Below are 17,256 nucleotides of genomic sequence, written 5' to 3'. Positions count from 1 at the left end.
TAGCAACGGTTTTGCGGCATATGTTTTTTAGTTTATTACCTTCAACGCTTGCTCAATATCGTCCAAAATGTCGTTGACATTTTCAAGCCCGACGGATAAGCGAACCATACCGGGATCTATTCCGGCCGCAATCAATTGCTTATCGGATAATTGACGGTGGGTGGCGCTTGCCGGATGTAATACGCTGGTCCGGATGTCTGCGACATGGACCTCATTTGAAGCCAGTTTCAATGTATCCATAAACTTAACGGCGTTTTCCTTTCCGCCTTTGACAACAAATGAAATGACTCCGCTTGCCCCTTTGAGGTATTTTTTCACCAAGCCGTGATATTTGTTGTTTTCAAGTCCCGGATAATTGATTGCTTCAATCTTATCGGAGACCTCAAGGTATTTTGCGACCGTCAGGGCATTTTCACAATATCTTTCCATCCGTATAGCCAGCGTTTCAAGCCCCAGATTCAGCAAAAAAGCAGAATTTGCAGATGGATATGCGCCGAAATCACGCATTAGCTGCATTCTGGCTTTGACTATATAAGCGCGTTTTCCATAGGTATCCGTATAAGTAACTCCGTGATAGGACTCGTCCGGCCCGGTCAATCCGGGGAAATCTCCGCGTGCCCAATCGAAATTTCCGCTGTCAACGATTGCACCGCCTACTTGCAGGGCATGACCATCCATATATTTCGATGTGGAATGCACAATAATGTCTGCGCCGTATTGGAAGGGTTTGCAAAGGATAGGCGTCGCAAATGTGTTGTCAATGATCAGCGGTACATTATGGGAATGGGCTATCCCGGCGAATTTCTCAATATCGAGTACGCTTAAAGCAGGATTGGCAAGCGTCTCGCTGAATACCGCTTTTGTGTTCGGCCTGAAGGCGGCGTTAATTTCTTCTTCATCAGCGTCACCGCTTACAAAGATGCACTCGATACCGAGTTGTTTTAAGGTATGAGAAAACAGATTGATAGCTCCGCCGTAAATCTGGGTTGTACTGATAAAGCTGTCGCCTGAGCTGCAAATATTCAGGATTGAGAGTAATAAAGCGGCCTGCCCTGACGTTGTACATAAGGCACCGATACCGCCTTCCAAATCCGCTATTTTTTCCTCTACAGCCATTACGGTCGGGTTCCCAAAGCGTGAGTAGATAAGGCTTTTCATTGGATCGTCAAAAACTTTGCCTATATCCTCCGTCGAATCATAGACATAGGTCGTGCTCTGGATAATGGGCAGGACCCTCGGTTCTGTATTTTTGGGAGTATATCCCGAATGCAGGCATTTTGTTTCGTCTCTCATTTACTGTTCCTCCTTGTTAATTGGTTAAAAACCATATATTTCTTATTGATGCCGGAAACGATCACACCAGCGAGTACAAGCGCCGCTCCGAGATAACCCTGAAGCTTTAAGACCTCATTAAGGAAAATAAATCCAAATGCGGCTGAAAAAACAGGCTCAAGGGAAAACAGAATACCTGTGCGTTCGGGCGTCGTATATTTTTGAGCGACCGGCTGCAATACAAATCCGAGCGCACTGCATACAACGCTTAGAGCCAATACGGCAAACCATTCAACAGGACTGCCCGGCAATCTTGGGCTTTCAAACGCAAAGGAAAACAGCAATCCGAATATCCCGGCAAATCCTAATTGTAAGACTCCAAGCGTTAACGGCTCTGCCCTTTTTGAAAAACGGCTTGTAAGTAAAATCTGTCCCGCATAAATAAGAGCAGCCAATACACAAAGCAAAGACCTTGCGTCAAGTCGAAAAGTATCTTTTATCGTCAGCAAGGCAATCCCAATCATTGTTAAAATAACGCCGATTGTTATCCGCAGCGACGGCTTTTTGCGATAGATAACAGTTTGGAGCAATGGAACAAAAACGACGGTTGTTCCAGCAAGAAAACCTGCGCAGGATGCGGAAGTCGTCAGTAATCCAAACATGAGCGCTGACAGTACGCAGAACAACGAAAATCCAAGTATCGCTCCATACAATAACGTCTTTCTGTCCGTTTTGCATAGCCTTTTATAAAAAATCGGGGCGGTCAATAAAAAGGCGATTCCAAAACGCAGAGCAACTAAATTGAAAACACCTACGCTGTGCAATCCCATCTTCATAAAAAGATAAGACGACCCCCATGCGGCTGTGATTAAAGCAATCATCAAATCGGCTTTTTTCTGCGAAATCGAAATCACCCTCTTTGCTTTCAGTATAATGTATAGCTGTGATATAGGAAAACACAAAAATACTATGGCCTGAAATAGGATGAAACTATTTCAGATCATGGCATAATGCGGATAGCGCATTTGGATGAGAAACAAAACAAAAAGAGGAGCAGCGAACAAATAGTAATTCTTTTTTTACTATTAGCAACACAAAAAATCTCGATTGTATGTAAGGTTAGGTTGACACAGAAATGATGCTATGATAGAATAATGTTGTAAGGTTAACATGACATGGCGGGAGGTTAAGAAGTCACTATGAAAAACAGAGTTCGACAGTTGCGCGAAGCGTTAGGCATGACACAGGAGCAATTAGGCGAGATGGTAGGAACATCGCGGCAGGCCATCAATGCGATAGAAACAGAGAAAAATGAACCTTCCATATGGCTTGCATACGATATAGCGAAGGTTTTTGACCAACCTATCGAAAACGTCTTTCTATTTGCAGAAAGTGAAAGAAAATCCCGCGCAGATATCAGCAGGGGGCATGTTTGTGGCACTAAGAGAGATTAGAAAATTCGATGATGAATTCTTGCGTAAAAAGAGCCGACCTGTTGATAAGGTTGACGACCGCATCAGGGAAATCCTCGGCGACATGGCGGAGACAATGTATAGTATCCAAAATGGCGGCGGCCTGGCGGCTTGTCAGGTGGGCATTTTACGACGCTTAGTTGTTGCCGACATGGGAGAAGGCTTACTTAAATTGGTCAATCCTAAAATTGTTGAATCTGAAGGAGAGCAGCTTGTTATTGAGGGCTGTTTGAGTTATCCCGGCATTTGGGGTAAAGTGTTAAGGCCGGAAAAGGTTATCGTTGAAGCCCTCGATGAAAACGGGCAGGCCATCACTGTACAGGCTTCCGGTGAACTGGCAAAGTGCCTTAACCATGAAGTTGACCACTTGGACGGAATCATATTTACGGACAAAGTTATCGAATATGTGGCAATCAAGTAGATTATGGAACGCCTTGCTCTGATGGAATTAGGGGCGTAAAAAAATGAATATTCGGTGCGCTTGTCGTTAAAACAGCACTGCGCCGGGTCATGAAAAAGCTGCTTCCATAGGGATACTATCCTAAAGGAAGCAGCTTACTGCTTGCTATACAAGTTCATCAGCAATTCTTTTCAACGCAGACAGGTAAATTTCACCTAACCGCGTCGGTATATAGTCCTTGTGAGTGATAACGCCAACGTGGATTTTTTCCTCAACCTCCAATGGAATTGCAATAATATCGTCCCCATGCAGGTATGATGGAAACACGCCTGTAGAAATAGTATAAGCGTTTATACCGATCAAAAGATTAACTACCGCCGCGCGATCACTTACCTTTATTGTTTTCTTATGATTCAGAGTGCTCAATATTTCTTCTGAAAAATAAAAAGAATTATGTTCGCCCTGTTCATACTCCAAGTATGGTAAATTTTCCAAATCATCAAGTGTAACGCTGGAACGGCCCGCCAAAGGATTCTCTTTGCATATGAAGATGTGAGGCGCCGCGACAAACAGTTCAGAAAAAAGGAGATTGCCTTCATTCAAATATTTACGAATCACGTGCTCATTGAAACTGCTCAAATAGATGATGCCTAATTCGCTTCGTAAACTTTTGACATCTTCAATAATCTCAAAGGTTTTTGTTTCCCGCAAAGTGAATTCATATTCATCGCCCCCAAACTCCTTGATCAGATCGACAAAAGCGTTGGCTGCAAAAGTATAATGGTGCGTTGAAACCGAAAACCGTTGTTTTGAGGGGGTGGCGTTGATATATCTGTCTTCAACCAAAACAACCTGCTGTAATATTTGGCGGGCGTAGGCCAAGAAGTCCGCTCCCTCGTTTGAAACAACGATTCCTCTGTTTGTGCGGACAAAAATTGTCGTCTTTATTTCTGATTCCAATTCTTTTATCGAAGCAGACAGACTTGGCTGAGAAACAAATAAGCTCTTCGCCGCCTCTGTAATGGAACCCTTGTCCGCTACTTCAACGATATATTTTAACTGTTGTATGGTCAAAGCAAATTCCCCCTTTAAGCGTTATTCCGCTTGTCCTTCCCGGTTCTTCTTGGCTCTGTAAAGAGCGGTTTATCTTTGGTCATATCGTTTCCCGTAAAGTTTTTTGGCCTCCTGCGTATATTTCCGGATGAAATCCGTCTTGCTTTCGGTATAGGCATCACGGTCATGCTCGTACTTTTTCCACAGATTCATCTTTAACTCTTCATATGCTTTTGCCGCCTGAAGGTGGTCAAGCAGATAATCCCGGAAATAAAGCTCGTCGTTGTCCCCCTCACGCCGTAAATGCAGATGATAGACCTTTTCCGCAAAGCCGTTTTCCGTGTAACCCTTATTAAACGAAATCTGTCTGCTGTTTTCCAGCATGCAGAGGTATCCGCCTTGAAGCAGCTTATCTTTAACGGTTGCCCAATCACTGTCCGGTGTGGTTTCAACCAAAATATCCACAGTGGGCTTTGCCCGGATCGTCTTGATAGCGGTACTGCCGATATGGCTGATCCGCACTATCTCTTTTGCGGGCAGAAGCTGCTGCAAATTGCATAATTCCTCGTGATACCAGGCATCCCAGCAGGGTTGGTGTTCCGTTAAGAAGATTGGGAACAACTCCCACAGTTCTTCCAGAGTCATATCCGACAAATGCTTTTTCATCAGCTTTTCACCTTCTTATTCCAGACCAAAGAATACCTCCAAAACAACCGCCTTTTTACCTTTGCCCCCGGTAAGACTTCATATGCAATTCTTTTGATTTCCTTTATGGTCATAAATTGATCGTGTTTCGAATGCTCTCTCCAATATTCAGCCTCTTCCGGAGTTTGTCTTATCCTTTTATTTTTAATCAGGCACATCAGAACGTTTATCGGCGACGCGATCAAAGAATAGAAATAATCCGCCGGGGTATCGCTCTTATACAGGTCTAAAATTAAGATAATTCCTCCGATTTTTAGCCATTGCTTCGCATTTTCCAATACCGCTTTGTATGGAAGATGGTGCATGGTCGCTATGGAAACAATGCAGTCAAACGAATTTTCTACATAATCACAGTCAGTGATGTCGGCGTTAATGAAACTGATATTTGAAACAGAGCTGTTTTTCTTGGCTTTTTCAATCATTTTTGGCGATAAGTCAATGCCGGTCACTTGCTTGCTTTTTAAAGCAAGCAACTTGCAGAATTCACCGGTTCCGCAGCCGATCTCCAATGAATCGTCGCGCCTCTTCCCAATTTTCCGCAACAAGAAATTATAATAATGGTTATTGTGATTCCATTTGTTTTGTTCAAGTTCCGCAATCCTGTCAAAGTCAATTTTTATGTCATTCTGATTACTCATATTGTCTCCTTATGGATTTTCGCGGAGATTTTTTTTGCGATACTCTCAAGAGCCTGCATTTCTTCCGGGGAAAGCGTGTCGCAGAAGTAATTGAGGAAGTTGTTTGAAAACACTTCCTCATGCCTGAGTATTTCCAAACCTTTTTCGGTAAGCTCTAACGCGAACCCCCTTCGATCCGCATCCTTGTTCTTTTTTGTCAGGTATCCTGATTTAAGCAGATTGTTGACCATCTGGATAACTGAGGACTTTTTAACCCCCAATCGATTGGAGAGGCCGGTTATCGTTGCCGAGTTTTCATATTGATTCAGCACGGATACCATGTGTAGATACTGGCAGCTATTTGCTGTTATTTCACCGTATCCTTCTTTGCTGAACAAACTGCTTAAACGCTTATTGTATGTTTTATAAGCTTCGTACAAGGTTATTGAAATGTTTTTTGAGATGCTTTCATGGTTAGGCATTTTAATTTTCTCCCCGCAGCTGATGTTAGGTAGACTACCTAACATCATTATACGGAGCCGCAAACCGATAGTCAATCCTTTCCTCGTCTTTTTATGCTATTCCCAGGGTCGCGCTAAACGGCAAACCTGCAAATAGGTGTCAAGCCCTAAACCACAAAAAATGATCGGGCTATTCTGTACAATAAGATAGCACAACAAATAGACCCGCAAAGCAGTCTGCTTTTTGCGGATCTGAGGTTCCGCAGCACTGCGGTGCTGCGAGGGCAGACGTCATCAGACCATGCCGAGAAGCGGCATGGCTGCTACCGTCAGCCGTGTATGAATGCCCACATTATGCCACTATATCTGCCTGGGCGTCTAAAGCGTTCAGATACTCTTTCACCCTGGCATAATAAATACGCAGAAACTTAGCTCCGCCTGCCACAGTGTAGACGTAAAAGTGTTTCCCCTCCACCCGTTTTCTGTTCATGAACTGGTAGATTGGATTCTCTGGATCAGCGTGCTGGAGGACAACACTGCAAATAGTAAACAGCGCTCTGCGAAGATGCGGCGAGCCGCGTTTTGAGACATGCCTTGACTTGGAGTCGAAGGTGCCAGATTGATAAGGCGGTGCATCCACTCCGGCAAAGGCGACCAAAGCACTTTTGCTCGTAAAACGTCGCACGTCTCCAATTTCGGCCATGAGCTGCGGCCCCGTTATTTTTCCAGCGCCCTGCATCGACATGACGATTTCGAACTCAGGGAGCAATGATGCCAACCTGTACATCTCGTTCCGAAGAATTTGCAGCGTGTCATAAACCGCATTCAGGCTGTCTACCGCTTGTGTGATCAACAGCTTCGTGCTATCATTTTTTGTAAGCATGTCAACCGAGTTGCGGGCAATACCATGAATGCGTTCGGCATCCGAAAGGCTGAAATGGTATCCGGTTCTTTTGCACCATTTTTGGAAGGTGTCTGCAAAAGAGGAAAAGGACGAGGCTGCCACGCAGTCTTTATTCCAAAAACGCCTGACAAAATCCACCCACTTTATATGCCCGGACTTGGTGCGTTGCTCATCGAAGAGCTTATTCGCTCCGGGAAATACCTGGTCAAGCAGAGAGATAAGCCCGTTGCGCAGTGCAACGCTGGAGTTCAGTGTACGTTCGTACAGACGGCTCTGGATTTTCAGCATTTGCCGATTTTCGTCCTCTATAGAATAGTCGCGTAGTTCCTGCCAGAAGGTCAGTGCGTAGTTGGCAATCTTGAGGGAATCGGCCCGATCTGTTTTCACTTTACGAATTGAGTTGTCGCTGAAGTCGTGGATCAGCATGGCGTTCACGACGCTGACGAAAAATCCCGCGTTCTTAAGGGCCAGAGCAATCGGCCTCCAGTACATGCCGGTGTGCTCCATCACTATGCGGATTTCCCCCTCGACGGAACGAAGCGTATCAATGAGCTTGTCCGGCCCCTCTGCCGTGTGGAGAACGGTGATAGGTGTCATTACGATTTCGCCGCCCGGCCTACGAATGGCGACCGTGCTCTTTCCCTTAGAAACATCAACGCCAACCGCTGTTATGATGCTTGTTTTCATGGCAGTCCTCCAATTAAAAGATTTCTAATCGGCGACCGCGGCGACTCATTACCGATTCAGCTTGCTTAGTTACACGAATGTACGGAAAATCTCCGATGCTTCAACCTGCGTAAATCGAACGCTGCAATGAGGGGGCGGTTTACAGTTTGCGCGGACGAGCGTGGAGGCTCAAGCAATGCGCCGTAAGACCGATTACCCCTTTATTGTAGCTTAGGTATGAGCCGCTGTGCAGCATGGTTTTTTCGCTGCTTTCAGGGTCAAACACATTGTAGCAAGCAGGGCAAGGTGGTACACACCTTGCTTTTTTGCTTCAATTCCCCTGCGGTTAATTTCGCAAAAAATGCTTGTTGGGGAAGGCTCCCCAATCCCCACTGAACGCACAATAGAATTGTGCGGCTGCGCGTCCTTTCGGACGCTTTAATGTGGAGCGGTTCGCTCGTCAGGTTACACAGGCCGGAAGCCGTTCCAAACGTCAAGATGAACGACGTCATGTGTGATGAGGCTAGTATAAAAATTTGGATCGGCTGTTTCGTGAACGTTTTTTTTACCGCTTCATTGGAGTCATTATAAACAGAACAAATGAAGCGCAACACGACAAGTTTGTTCATGTGATTCAAGGGTCGGAAATGGATTTATATTCTTGCAACTCTTTATAGCGTGTGCTATAATATACGCTATGAGGTGATGCGCTTATGAAGCTCGATGAAATACTCAAAGAAGTCCGAAAAGAATTGAATATTTCGCAGGAACAGTTTGCCCACGAATTGAACGTAAGCTTCACGACGCTGAACCGTTGGGAGAACAACCGTTCTGTTCCGAGCCGTCTGGCGAAGCTGCGTATTTTGGATTATTGTAAAAGCAAAAATATACCGAAAGATATCATCACAGCATTAGAGCATGTTTAATGCATAATTACCAAAGTGAGAAAGGCAGGGTTTCCATGGATATACAAAATGAACTTAAAACCCTGGCTGACAAGTTTGCGGCGAATCTGACATACTACAAAGATCAGAGAAACGCTTATAATGAACATTCTTGCAGGATTGAGTATATTGATCCTCTTTTGCAGTTGTTGGGATGGGATGTATCAAACGCGAAGGGGTTGCCTCCCCAATATCGCGAAGTGATAGCCGAGAATTACTCCACGCAAACTGACCGGCCAGATTATTCGCTAACCCTGCGTGGCGTTGCAAAACTGTTTGTTGAAGCGAAGAAACCCGCCGTTGATATTTTCCGTCACCCCGAACCAGCTTTGCAAGCCCGGAAATACGGCTGGAATGCCAACCACAAGGTAGCCGTTCTGACCAATTTTGAGTACCTGATTATCTACGACACCACCGTTGTTCCGAGGGAGGGTGAGGCTTGCCCGGTTGCGCGGTATCGGTTTTTTCACTTTACTGACTACGCCAGCAAATTTGATGAAATTTGCTCCCTGATATCGAGGGATGTCATCTATTCCGGCGCGTTCGACGCTTATTTCGATGAACACCTTTTAGCAGGCAGCTCGCAAAAACAGCAGGTTGATGCACTCTTCTTGGAACAGATTAACCGTTGGCGCGTTTCGTTGAGCAATGAACTCTATCACAAAGACACTAAATATCGATCGTTGGACGTACTGAACGATGTAGTGCAGGACTTTATTAATCAGATTGTTTTTCTGCGGATATGTGAGGACAAAAACCTGCCATTATACCACAATTTGCAGGAAACAATCAGCGATCCGGCGCAACTGAATACCCGCTTGGAGGAAATGCTCCGCGCCGCCGACCGCCGATATGACTCAGGTCTGTTCTCCGGCAACAACATTGTTTTCGATTTGAGCAACGTGGTCATTACCGAGATTGTACAGGGTTTGTATTATCCGCAAAGCCCTTATCTATTCAGTATTATCGAATCCAATCTGCTCGGCAAAATCTATGAGATGTTCCTCACGGAGCAGTTGGCAGTGCTGCCGGGCGGTGCCATTGGTCTTGCTAAGAAAAAAGACTATGCTGACCGCTCCATCGTCACAACACCAACGGAAATCGTAAAATACATCGTTGAACAAACCATGTCGCGGCTGTGCGAAGGTAAGACTCCGCAGGAACTATTGGAGTTGCGGATTGCGGACATTGCCTGTGGCTCCGGCGTGTTTCTTGAAGCAGCGTTTGACTATTTGCAGAACTATTGCGTTGAGTGGTACGCCCAGAACGACCCTTCCCATCTGATTGAGATTGGGAACGGTTTCTTCAAGTTACCGCTGGAAGAAAAGAAGCAGCTTCTCTGCTCCTGTGTATATGGCATAGACATCGACATCCATGCGGTGGAAGTCGCCAAGTTTTCATTGCTGGTTAAGCTCATCGAAAATGAAACCACACCTTCCGTTGCGGAGTCCACCCCGATTCTGCCTGAACTCAGCACGAACATCTTCCACGGCAACGCCCTGATCGGCGAACATGAACTTGACGGCAGGCGGCTTACTCCCCGTGAAATGCTTGCCGTGGTTCCGTTCAATTGGTCAGAAATGCGGCTGGATAGACCGTTTGATGCCATCATCGGTAACCCGCCCTACGTCAGCACAGAAGATATACACGCGCTGCTTCCTGTAGTTGAATTTGATGTCTACAAAGACAAATATAGTTCCGCATATAAGCAGTTTGACAAATACTTCATCTTCATCGAACGCGCCGTCCGCCTGGTGAAGGATGGCGGTCTCGTTTGCTATATTGTTCCCAACAAGTTCTTCAAGGTCGATGCCGGGCAAAAGTTGCGGCAGTTGATTGCCCGGCACGCGATGCTGGTGCAGTTGGATGACTTCGGCGACGCGCAGTTGTTCGAGGATAAGACCATATACAGTTCAATCCTGCTCCTGCAAAAGCAGCCGAATGAGGAATTTGTATATTCCAACGTCACCTCTGCCCCGACTTTGTGGGCAAGGGAAGACGTGGAATCCATCGTGCTGAAAGCGTCCTCACTTGACGATTCACCGTGGAAGCTGACCACGGATATGGAATTCATGGCGTTGCTGCAAAGGCTGGAAGGCAGAACAGTTCCGCTGGAAACCCATGCTGAGATATTCAATGGTATCCAGACCAGCGCAGAGCGTCCCGTTCCAGTATACTGGTTCGCGGCGAGTGAGGTTAAGCGTGAGAACAGAACGGCTGTCACCATAGAGCGTGATGGGCAGGACTTCTCCATCGAAAAGGCGATCCTCAAGCCATATTTTAAGCCTACCCTTAAAGCCGAGAAGGGCTCAAATTCCTACAGCTTGTTGGACACGGACAAACGGATTATCTTCCCCTATGATACCAACGGCAAGCTAATCTCGAGAGAGGAAATGGAAAGCCGCTACCCCGGCGCGTATGCGTACCTTCGCCATTATTATGACAGGCTGGTTCCTAAATTGGTATCGCCCTCCGGCGTTCGGGATGTGCCAAATGCCACCGCAGAAACATGGTATCAATATGGCAGGACACAGGCATTGACGGCGTTCATCAACACGCCGAAGCTTATTGTTGGCGTCCTGAGCCAAGAGCCGATGTACGCCTATGACGGCAACGATATGTTGATTGCGTCCGGCGGTACAGCAGGGTATTGCGCGGTCAGCCATAAGGCGGGAAGCCCCTACGACTTGGAATACGTACAGGCATGGTTATCCAACCCTTATACAGAGCAGTACATTCGTATGTCCGGCAGTTACTTTGAGGGTGGTTTTGTTGCAAGAGGGACTTTCATCCTGTCGTCTTTGCCTTTCGTGGAACTGGACTTCTCTGTTCCCGTGCAAAGAGCCATCCACGACGAAGTTGTAGGCATGACCCGTGAAGTATATGGCATAAATGACAGGCTGGCATCCGCTCCGCCCAAACGTGTGGAGAGCGTACTGCTGCGCCAGAAGAAGGCTCTGATCGAGCGGATTGAGGGCTTGATTTCTCGTGTTTATCGATTAGAGTTTTGACAGAAAGGGGGGTATGGAATGCGTCTGAAGAAGGACAGCACCGAGCAAAAGCTCCGGGGAGCATATTATACGCCGTTGGCACTTGCCAACGCCATGGTTGGTCTTTTCACGGATGATAACCCCCGGAGCGTGTTGGAGCCAAGTTGTGGAGATGGCGTTTTCATTGACAGCCTCCAGTCCAGCGGTATGCTCGACAGAATCGATACGCTCACTGCTGTTGAAATAGAGGCGGCAGAAGCGCAAAAAGTGCAAAAACGCTATCCCAACGTCGGGAACGTGAATGTTCTGGTTGAGGATTTTCTTGAGTTTTATGAGCGGTGCTACCAGAAAGAACGGTACGACTTGATTCTCGGCAACCCGCCCTACATTCGGTATCAATACCTGACCGAAGCCCAGCGGGAGATTCAGGCGCAAATCCTGACTTCCCACGGTATGAAGTCGAATAAGCTCATCAACTCATGGGTTTGCTTCCTTGTCGCTTGTGTGCAGATGCTTTCTGTCAAAGGCAAAATAGCCTTCGTCGTTCCGGCAGAGATATTACAGGTTGCCTACGCCGAAGATCTGCGTTTGTTTCTTACAAACCAGCTTTCAAGGATTACACTCATCACCTTCGAAAAACTCATTTTTCCTGAGATTGAGCAGGAAGTGTGCGTCCTCGTTGGTGAAAAGGGCGGCGAAGAAAAAGGCATTCGCATCATTCAGATGGATACCCTTGATGACTTCAAAGCCTTGGATTTGAGTAAAAATGGATATCAGAAAGTCCAGCACGTCAAGGAGAAATGGACTAAGTATTTTGTGTCCTCAACCGAAGCCGAACTTATTCAAATCCTCCGTGCCGATGACCGCTTTGTCCCGTTCAAAGAGTACGGTATTATCAATGTCGGCATTACCACGGGCAACAACGATTACTTCTCCATCACGGAAGAAACGGAAAAACAGTATGCACTGGAATCCGTTACCCTGCCGCTGATCGGTCGGAGTTCCCATGCCCATGGGATATACTTCACAGAAGCTGACTGGCAGTGCAATATCAATGCCGGCAAGAAAGCGATGTTGGTCAGCTTTCCCGATACCCCCTACGAGGAATACCCCGCAAAACATAAGGAATACATCCGCTTGGGCGAGGAATCCGACCAGCACAGCGGCTACAAATGCACTATCCGTGACCGCTGGTACATCGTGCCTTCCGTTTGGGTGCCGGATGCGTTTTTCCTGCGTCGCAACAACATCTACCCCAAATTCGTACTAAACCAATGCGGAGCCGTTTCCACGGACACCATGCACCGCATGAAGTTTTACATCGACGTTGACCCGTTAAACATACTGCTTTCCTACTACAACAGCATATCATTTGCCTTTGCGGAGATCTGCGGGCGCAGCTATGGTGGCGGGGTGCTGGAGATTCTGCCGGGCGAGATGGGAAATATCCTGCTGCCTAAAATATCTGGCATAGACCCCACCAAGCGTGAGGACTTGCTGCACCGCATCGATGCGATTGTTCGGCAGGACGCGGATATTGAGCAGGCATTGGACATCGTTGACAAAGAACTACTGGTTGATGCACTTGGCATTGATCCCGAGTGGTGCCATAGATGCCGCTTGATTTGGAGGAAGCTCAAGCAGCGGCGGCTGGGGCGGTCTTGAGGGGGCAGGGGTATTCCCCGCAGGAACTCATCGCGCTGATTTAAGAGAAGCAGGGGCAAATTATGAAGGCGTTGGCGGAGTTGAAGGGGTAGGGGATATTTTCACAAAATCGTCGTGGGCGTAAAAGTTGTGTAGGCAAGTTACAAAAGTAAGGAGAAAGAGCAGAAGATATGTACTTGAAATACATTCAAATCATCAATTTCAAAAACCTGAAGTCTGCTCGTTTTGAGTTTGCTAAGGGTGCCAATACGATTATTGGCGAAAACGATTCTGGAAAGTCAAATGCCCTAACCGCCATGCGGATACTTTTGGATGACAGCTATTACTACAACACAAAACGACTGAAGGAAACGGATTTTTCTTATGCCCTCGGAGATTGGAAAGGGCATTGGATAATAATCTCTGCGTTTTTTGATGAGATATCTAATGAGGACAAGAATAACGAATTCTGTGCTGAGCTGACTCCCGACGAAGAAAATGGCAATTTTTTAAGATCATATATCCGTTGTGCGGACAAAGGTTACGGAACAGTCACTTTGTTCATCCGTCCATGCAAGTCCAAAAGATTGGAGTTGGCGGAAGCTTCTCATAGCAGCAGATTCGAAACAATTCGTTCTCAAATAAAGCTCAGTGACTATGAGTTTTTTTATACGTCACGATCTCAAGCTGACTTTACCGACGAAGCTGTATATAAGTTTATCGTAGGCGATATTGCAGCTGGAGAATACGCCAACCCCGAAAACGATGACAGTTCCGTGCTTGGCACAAAAATTGACATTATAAGTGTCTGGCAGCACATTTCAACAGTTTTCATTGATGCTTTGCGAGATGTTGAAAATGAACTTCGAAAACCAAAAAATCCAATACGGCAAATCATTGATACCATCGAAGGTGAAATTGCTGTAACAGATATCGATGATATCAAAAGTAAAATTACTGCACTCAACTTAAAAATCGCCAGTATCCCTCAGATTTCAGATATTGGGAATCAAGTAAATCGAAAACTGCTTGAAATGATCGGAACGGTTTATTCTCCTGACATCAAGCTGGAATCCCGCTTGAAAGAAGATTTTGCGACACTTGCCAGATATCTGACAATGGCTCCTTCCGACCAGAACGATATTGAACTGCTCGGATTGGGTCATCTTAACATTTTGTATATTGCCTTGAAGCTGGTCGAGTTCGAAGCCAACCGCAACCGGGAGCTTCTCAATATCATGATCATCGAAGAACCGGAAGCCCATATACATACACACATTCAGAAAACGTTGTTTGACAACCTTCAAGTCGCGCACACCTATACGCAAGTCGTGATGTCCACGCACTCGACGCATCTTTCTGAGGTTGCGGATATTGAAAAAGTAAACATTATGAAGAAAGTAAATGAGCAGCTGTCGTTTGTAATGAAACCCACAAATGGGCTTGACCAATTTGGAGCCGACGTCCTGAAGCACAAGGGTATGGCGTTTACGCAGATTCTTTCCAGATATTTGGACGCAAAACGGAGTGTGCTGTTATTCTCAAAAGGTGTTATCCTCGTAGAAGGTGACGGCGAGGAAATCCTGATTCCTGCTTTGGTTAAGAATGTGCTTGGGGTTTCGCTGGATGAAATGGGCATTGGGCTCATTAATGTTGGAAGCGTTGCGTTTGAAAATGTCGCTTGCATTTTTGATGCAGCCCGCTTGCAAAGGCGATGCGCCATAATAACGGATTTGGATGCAATCATCGCCGGTGCAACAAAAGGCAGTCAAGAGGCGATGTATTTAGGAGCTGCAAGAAAAGATCGGCTGACAACCCTGTTTGGGGCAAATCAATATGTCGAAGCCTTTTACGCTCCACATACGCTTGAGGTTGATTTTGCCAATATCGCTCAAAATAAAGAGTTCATATACGCAGTCATAAAGCATGCATACACGCAAAAGGCTACGAAAGACAAGCATATCGCGGCAATCAAATCCGGCACTGATGTCGAACGTTACGACGCTGTTCTTACTATAGCGCAAAACATCCAGAAGGGATGGTATGCCACCTTACTCGCTTCTGAAATTAGGGCAAACGCGATCATACCGGCTTATATTCTTGATGCGATTGCTTTTGCAGCAAAGGATGTTGTATCCCCCAAGCTGTTATGGAAAATGGTTAAGTATTCATTTGGAGCATACAATGATTTGGGCAGCGATTATGATGACATGAAAAAAGAATTTGACGAAGCCGCAACACCTGAACAGAGAACCGCTTTGATTTCAGATTTCTGCCGCGAGTTTCCTAAAGACATGGTCAGTGCGTTCATCGCTAAGGTGGTGGATTAAGTGCCTGATTTTTCCCATATACTGAGAGGACTTTCCCCCGAACAGGAAGCTGCGTGCAAAGCTCTCGAAAATGTCCTGCTTACCGCTTGCCCCGGCAGCGGAAAAACACGTACGCTTACTCGTCGCTTGGCGTATCAGGCGGCGCAAGAGCCAGCATCAAAAAAGTGGAACATAGCGATAACGTTTACAAATCGAGCCGCTGACGAGATCGCCAGTCGGCTCGACGATATGGGCATCGATTTGTCGAATATTTGGACGGGTACAATTCACCAGTTCTGTATGCAGTTTATCATTCGCCCTTACGCCATGTATTCAGGCAGACTGAGCAAGGGTTATTCCATTATTGACGAATATACGCAGCGGGAATACGGGAAAAGTATTGCTAAAGACTTGGGGATAAAACTGGGCGCCTTTGACGATCCTTTCCAAACCCCGGCTGTTGTTACTGCATATGAGACTCTGCTTGCGGCTAACAAAGAAATTGATTTTGAAATGATTCTTCGTTTTTCGGAGGAGCTTTCAAGTCGCTGCCCTTTTGTTTGTGCGAATATTGCCTCTGTGATAAACAGCATTCTGGTCGACGAATTTCAAGATACAAACGAGCTTCAATATTCTATCCTTGCAAAAATCTTTAAAGCGAACAAATCGATCAGCCTCATGTTTGTGGGTGACATGAATCAGGCAATATACGGCTCTCTCGGAGGGGTCGCGAAGTGCAAGGCGGAACTGGACGCGCTTTATGAAACGACATTCAAGGAAATGCCGCTGACGGGATGTTATCGTTCAACTCAGCGTGTGGTAAACCTATACAAGAATTTCGAGGTTTCGCAAACGGGTGTCTGCTCGGTAGCGGATATCAAAGATGCTGCCGGAACGATAAGCTACTGCAGGTCGGTCTCAAAGGAAAACTTAACAGCCGAAATAGCAGCGATAATATGTTCCGAATTGGTGTCCGGCACGAAAGCGGAGGAGATTTGTGTTCTTGCCCCGCAATGGCTAATATTATTCAGCCTGTCGAGAAATCTGCGTTCGCAGCTGCCAGACGTGTTGTTTGACGCGCCTGATATTTCGCCCATTAAATACGATCCCTTGAACCCTTTGTTTCTGTTGGCAAGGTTGTTGTTTATGCCTTCCGGAGAAAACGTTTCCATAAGAAAACGAATTGCAACTGAGTTCATTTCAATTATACGCGATGACCTAAAAATCATGTTGCCAGACAAAATTCAGAACTACGACATTCTATCCGCTGTCAATCATTGCCGTACACTGGATGCCGACGGTATCGTCTGCTTGAAAGCCGTCATTGAACGGGTTTTTGCCCTGCTGAGAATCGACGTAAACAAGGAGAAAGCACTTCCCGGCTTGACTGAGCGCTTTTTTGAAAAAATCGATTCGCGTGTAAAACAATATACACTACCTACGGACTATGATTCGATCAGCAGATATTTTCGGGATAAACAAGGCGTTGTTATCTCAACTATCCATGGGGTTAAAGGCGAAGAATACACTACGGTTATTGCTGTATGCTTACTCAATGGTTATTTGCCGCACTGGGATTTCATCATAAAGCCAGAAAAAAAGCCTCTTCGAAAAACAGAAACATCGAAGTTGCTCTATGTCCTCTGCTCAAGAGCAAAGCAAAACTTATACTTATTTAGCGAAACCGGGCGCAAGACGAATAAAGGATCAGAGTATACGCCAACAGATGAACTGTCTTTGATCGCTCATAACTTATCTTAATCGGATCATCTGAACCTCAAGTTTGAATTTATCAAGTATCCGATCGTGTAAAGAATGG

The 17,256-nt window shown here is 46.0% G+C and carries 13 protein-coding genes and 1 pseudogene; 7 read left to right on the top strand and 7 right to left on the bottom strand.

Annotated elements, in window-relative coordinates; all coding sequences use genetic code 11:
* Nucleotides 1–27 precede the first annotated feature (27 nt).
* Together IZU99_03910 and IZU99_03905 are read right to left on the bottom strand one after the other, a co-directional pair.
* Nucleotides 28–1,293 carry an O-acetylhomoserine aminocarboxypropyltransferase/cysteine synthase gene (locus tag IZU99_03910; protein UOO38408.1) on the bottom strand — a complete coding sequence of 422 codons (1,266 nt, stop codon included), beginning with the start codon at nucleotides 1,291–1,293 and terminating at the stop codon, nucleotides 28–30.
* Between the two features lie 16 nt (nucleotides 1,294–1,309).
* Nucleotides 1,310–2,153 (bottom strand): annotated as a pseudogene (locus IZU99_03905) (DMT family transporter).
* A gap of 318 nt (nucleotides 2,154–2,471) precedes the next feature.
* Here IZU99_03905 and IZU99_03900 point away from each other — a divergent pair.
* The gene (locus IZU99_03900) at nucleotides 2,472–2,726 is read left to right on the top strand and encodes a helix-turn-helix transcriptional regulator (GenBank protein UOO38407.1); all 255 of its coding nucleotides are present in this window, start codon (nucleotides 2,472–2,474) and stop codon (nucleotides 2,724–2,726) included.
* Entirely contained in the window at nucleotides 2,707–3,165 is a 459-nt protein-coding gene (gene def, locus IZU99_03895) for a peptide deformylase (protein ID UOO38406.1), read from the top strand. Before IZU99_03900 ends, def begins: the two co-directional genes overlap by 20 nt.
* Nucleotides 3,166–3,309: 144 nt before the next feature.
* Here the strand turns inward: def and IZU99_03890 are convergent, their stop codons facing one another.
* The 5 genes from IZU99_03890 to IZU99_03870 form a co-directional block, all read right to left on the bottom strand.
* Nucleotides 3,310–4,218 (bottom strand): LysR family transcriptional regulator, encoded by a 909-nt coding sequence (locus tag IZU99_03890; protein ID UOO38405.1) that lies wholly within the window; start codon nucleotides 4,216–4,218, stop codon nucleotides 3,310–3,312.
* 69 nt (nucleotides 4,219–4,287) lie between these two features.
* Nucleotides 4,288–4,863, bottom strand: coding sequence for a GrpB family protein (locus IZU99_03885; protein UOO38404.1), 576 nt, complete (start codon nucleotides 4,861–4,863; stop codon nucleotides 4,288–4,290).
* Complete coding sequence (locus IZU99_03880; protein UOO38403.1) at nucleotides 4,863–5,540, bottom strand: class I SAM-dependent methyltransferase; 678 nt, start codon at nucleotides 5,538–5,540, stop codon at nucleotides 4,863–4,865. The genes IZU99_03885 and IZU99_03880 overlap by 1 nt, the downstream gene beginning before the upstream one ends.
* A complete protein-coding gene (locus IZU99_03875) occupies nucleotides 5,537–6,001 on the bottom strand; it encodes a winged helix DNA-binding protein (GenBank protein UOO38402.1) in 465 nt (154 codons plus the stop codon). Before IZU99_03875 ends, IZU99_03880 begins: the two co-directional genes overlap by 4 nt.
* 331 nt (nucleotides 6,002–6,332) lie before the next feature.
* A complete protein-coding gene (locus IZU99_03870; protein UOO38734.1) occupies nucleotides 6,333–7,556 on the bottom strand; it encodes an IS110 family transposase in 1,224 nt (407 codons plus the stop codon).
* Between the two features lie 707 nt (nucleotides 7,557–8,263).
* Here IZU99_03870 and IZU99_03865 point away from each other — a divergent pair.
* From IZU99_03865 to IZU99_03845, 5 genes are all read left to right on the top strand, one after another.
* Nucleotides 8,264–8,476: a helix-turn-helix transcriptional regulator gene (locus IZU99_03865; protein ID UOO38401.1), complete on the top strand. Its 213-nt coding sequence runs from the start codon at nucleotides 8,264–8,266 to the stop codon at nucleotides 8,474–8,476.
* A gap of 35 nt (nucleotides 8,477–8,511) precedes the next feature.
* Nucleotides 8,512–11,505 carry an Eco57I restriction-modification methylase domain-containing protein gene (locus tag IZU99_03860; GenBank protein ID UOO38400.1) on the top strand — a complete coding sequence of 998 codons (2,994 nt, stop codon included), beginning with the start codon at nucleotides 8,512–8,514 and terminating at the stop codon, nucleotides 11,503–11,505.
* A gap of 18 nt (nucleotides 11,506–11,523) precedes the next feature.
* Nucleotides 11,524–13,149, top strand: a complete 1,626-nt coding sequence (locus IZU99_03855) for an N-6 DNA methylase (protein UOO38399.1) — start codon at nucleotides 11,524–11,526, stop codon at nucleotides 13,147–13,149.
* 176 nt (nucleotides 13,150–13,325) lie between these two features.
* Nucleotides 13,326–15,458, top strand: a complete 2,133-nt coding sequence (locus IZU99_03850) for an AAA family ATPase (protein ID UOO38398.1) — start codon at nucleotides 13,326–13,328, stop codon at nucleotides 15,456–15,458.
* Nucleotides 15,459–17,198 (top strand): ATP-dependent helicase, encoded by a 1,740-nt coding sequence (locus tag IZU99_03845; protein ID UOO38397.1) that lies wholly within the window; start codon nucleotides 15,459–15,461, stop codon nucleotides 17,196–17,198.
* Nucleotides 17,199–17,256: the final 58 nt, after the last annotated feature.

It is taken from the genome of Oscillospiraceae bacterium CM, assembly GCA_022870705.1.
Classification (GTDB): domain Bacteria; phylum Bacillota; class Clostridia; order Oscillospirales; family Oscillospiraceae; genus Sporobacter.
This window is presented reverse-complemented; position numbering and strand designations above follow the sequence as displayed.

Bases quoted from the DNA above. Each gene is read 5' to 3' on its own strand.
- IZU99_03910 (UOO38408.1), bottom strand. From the start codon at position 1,293: ATGAGAGACGAAACAAAATGCCTGCATTCGGGATATACTCCCAAAAAT.
- IZU99_03900 (UOO38407.1), top strand. From the start codon at position 2,472: ATGAAAAACAGAGTTCGACAGTTGCGCGAAGCGTTAGGCATGACACAG.
- IZU99_03885 (UOO38404.1), bottom strand. From the start codon at position 4,863: ATGAAAAAGCATTTGTCGGATATGACTCTGGAAGAACTGTGGGAGTTG.
- IZU99_03880 (UOO38403.1), bottom strand. From the start codon at position 5,540: ATGAGTAATCAGAATGACATAAAAATTGACTTTGACAGGATTGCGGAA.
- IZU99_03875 (UOO38402.1), bottom strand. From the start codon at position 6,001: ATGCCTAACCATGAAAGCATCTCAAAAAACATTTCAATAACCTTGTAC.
- IZU99_03865 (UOO38401.1), top strand. From the start codon at position 8,264: ATGAAGCTCGATGAAATACTCAAAGAAGTCCGAAAAGAATTGAATATT.
- IZU99_03860 (UOO38400.1), top strand. From the start codon at position 8,512: ATGGATATACAAAATGAACTTAAAACCCTGGCTGACAAGTTTGCGGCG.
- IZU99_03855 (UOO38399.1), top strand. From the start codon at position 11,524: ATGCGTCTGAAGAAGGACAGCACCGAGCAAAAGCTCCGGGGAGCATAT.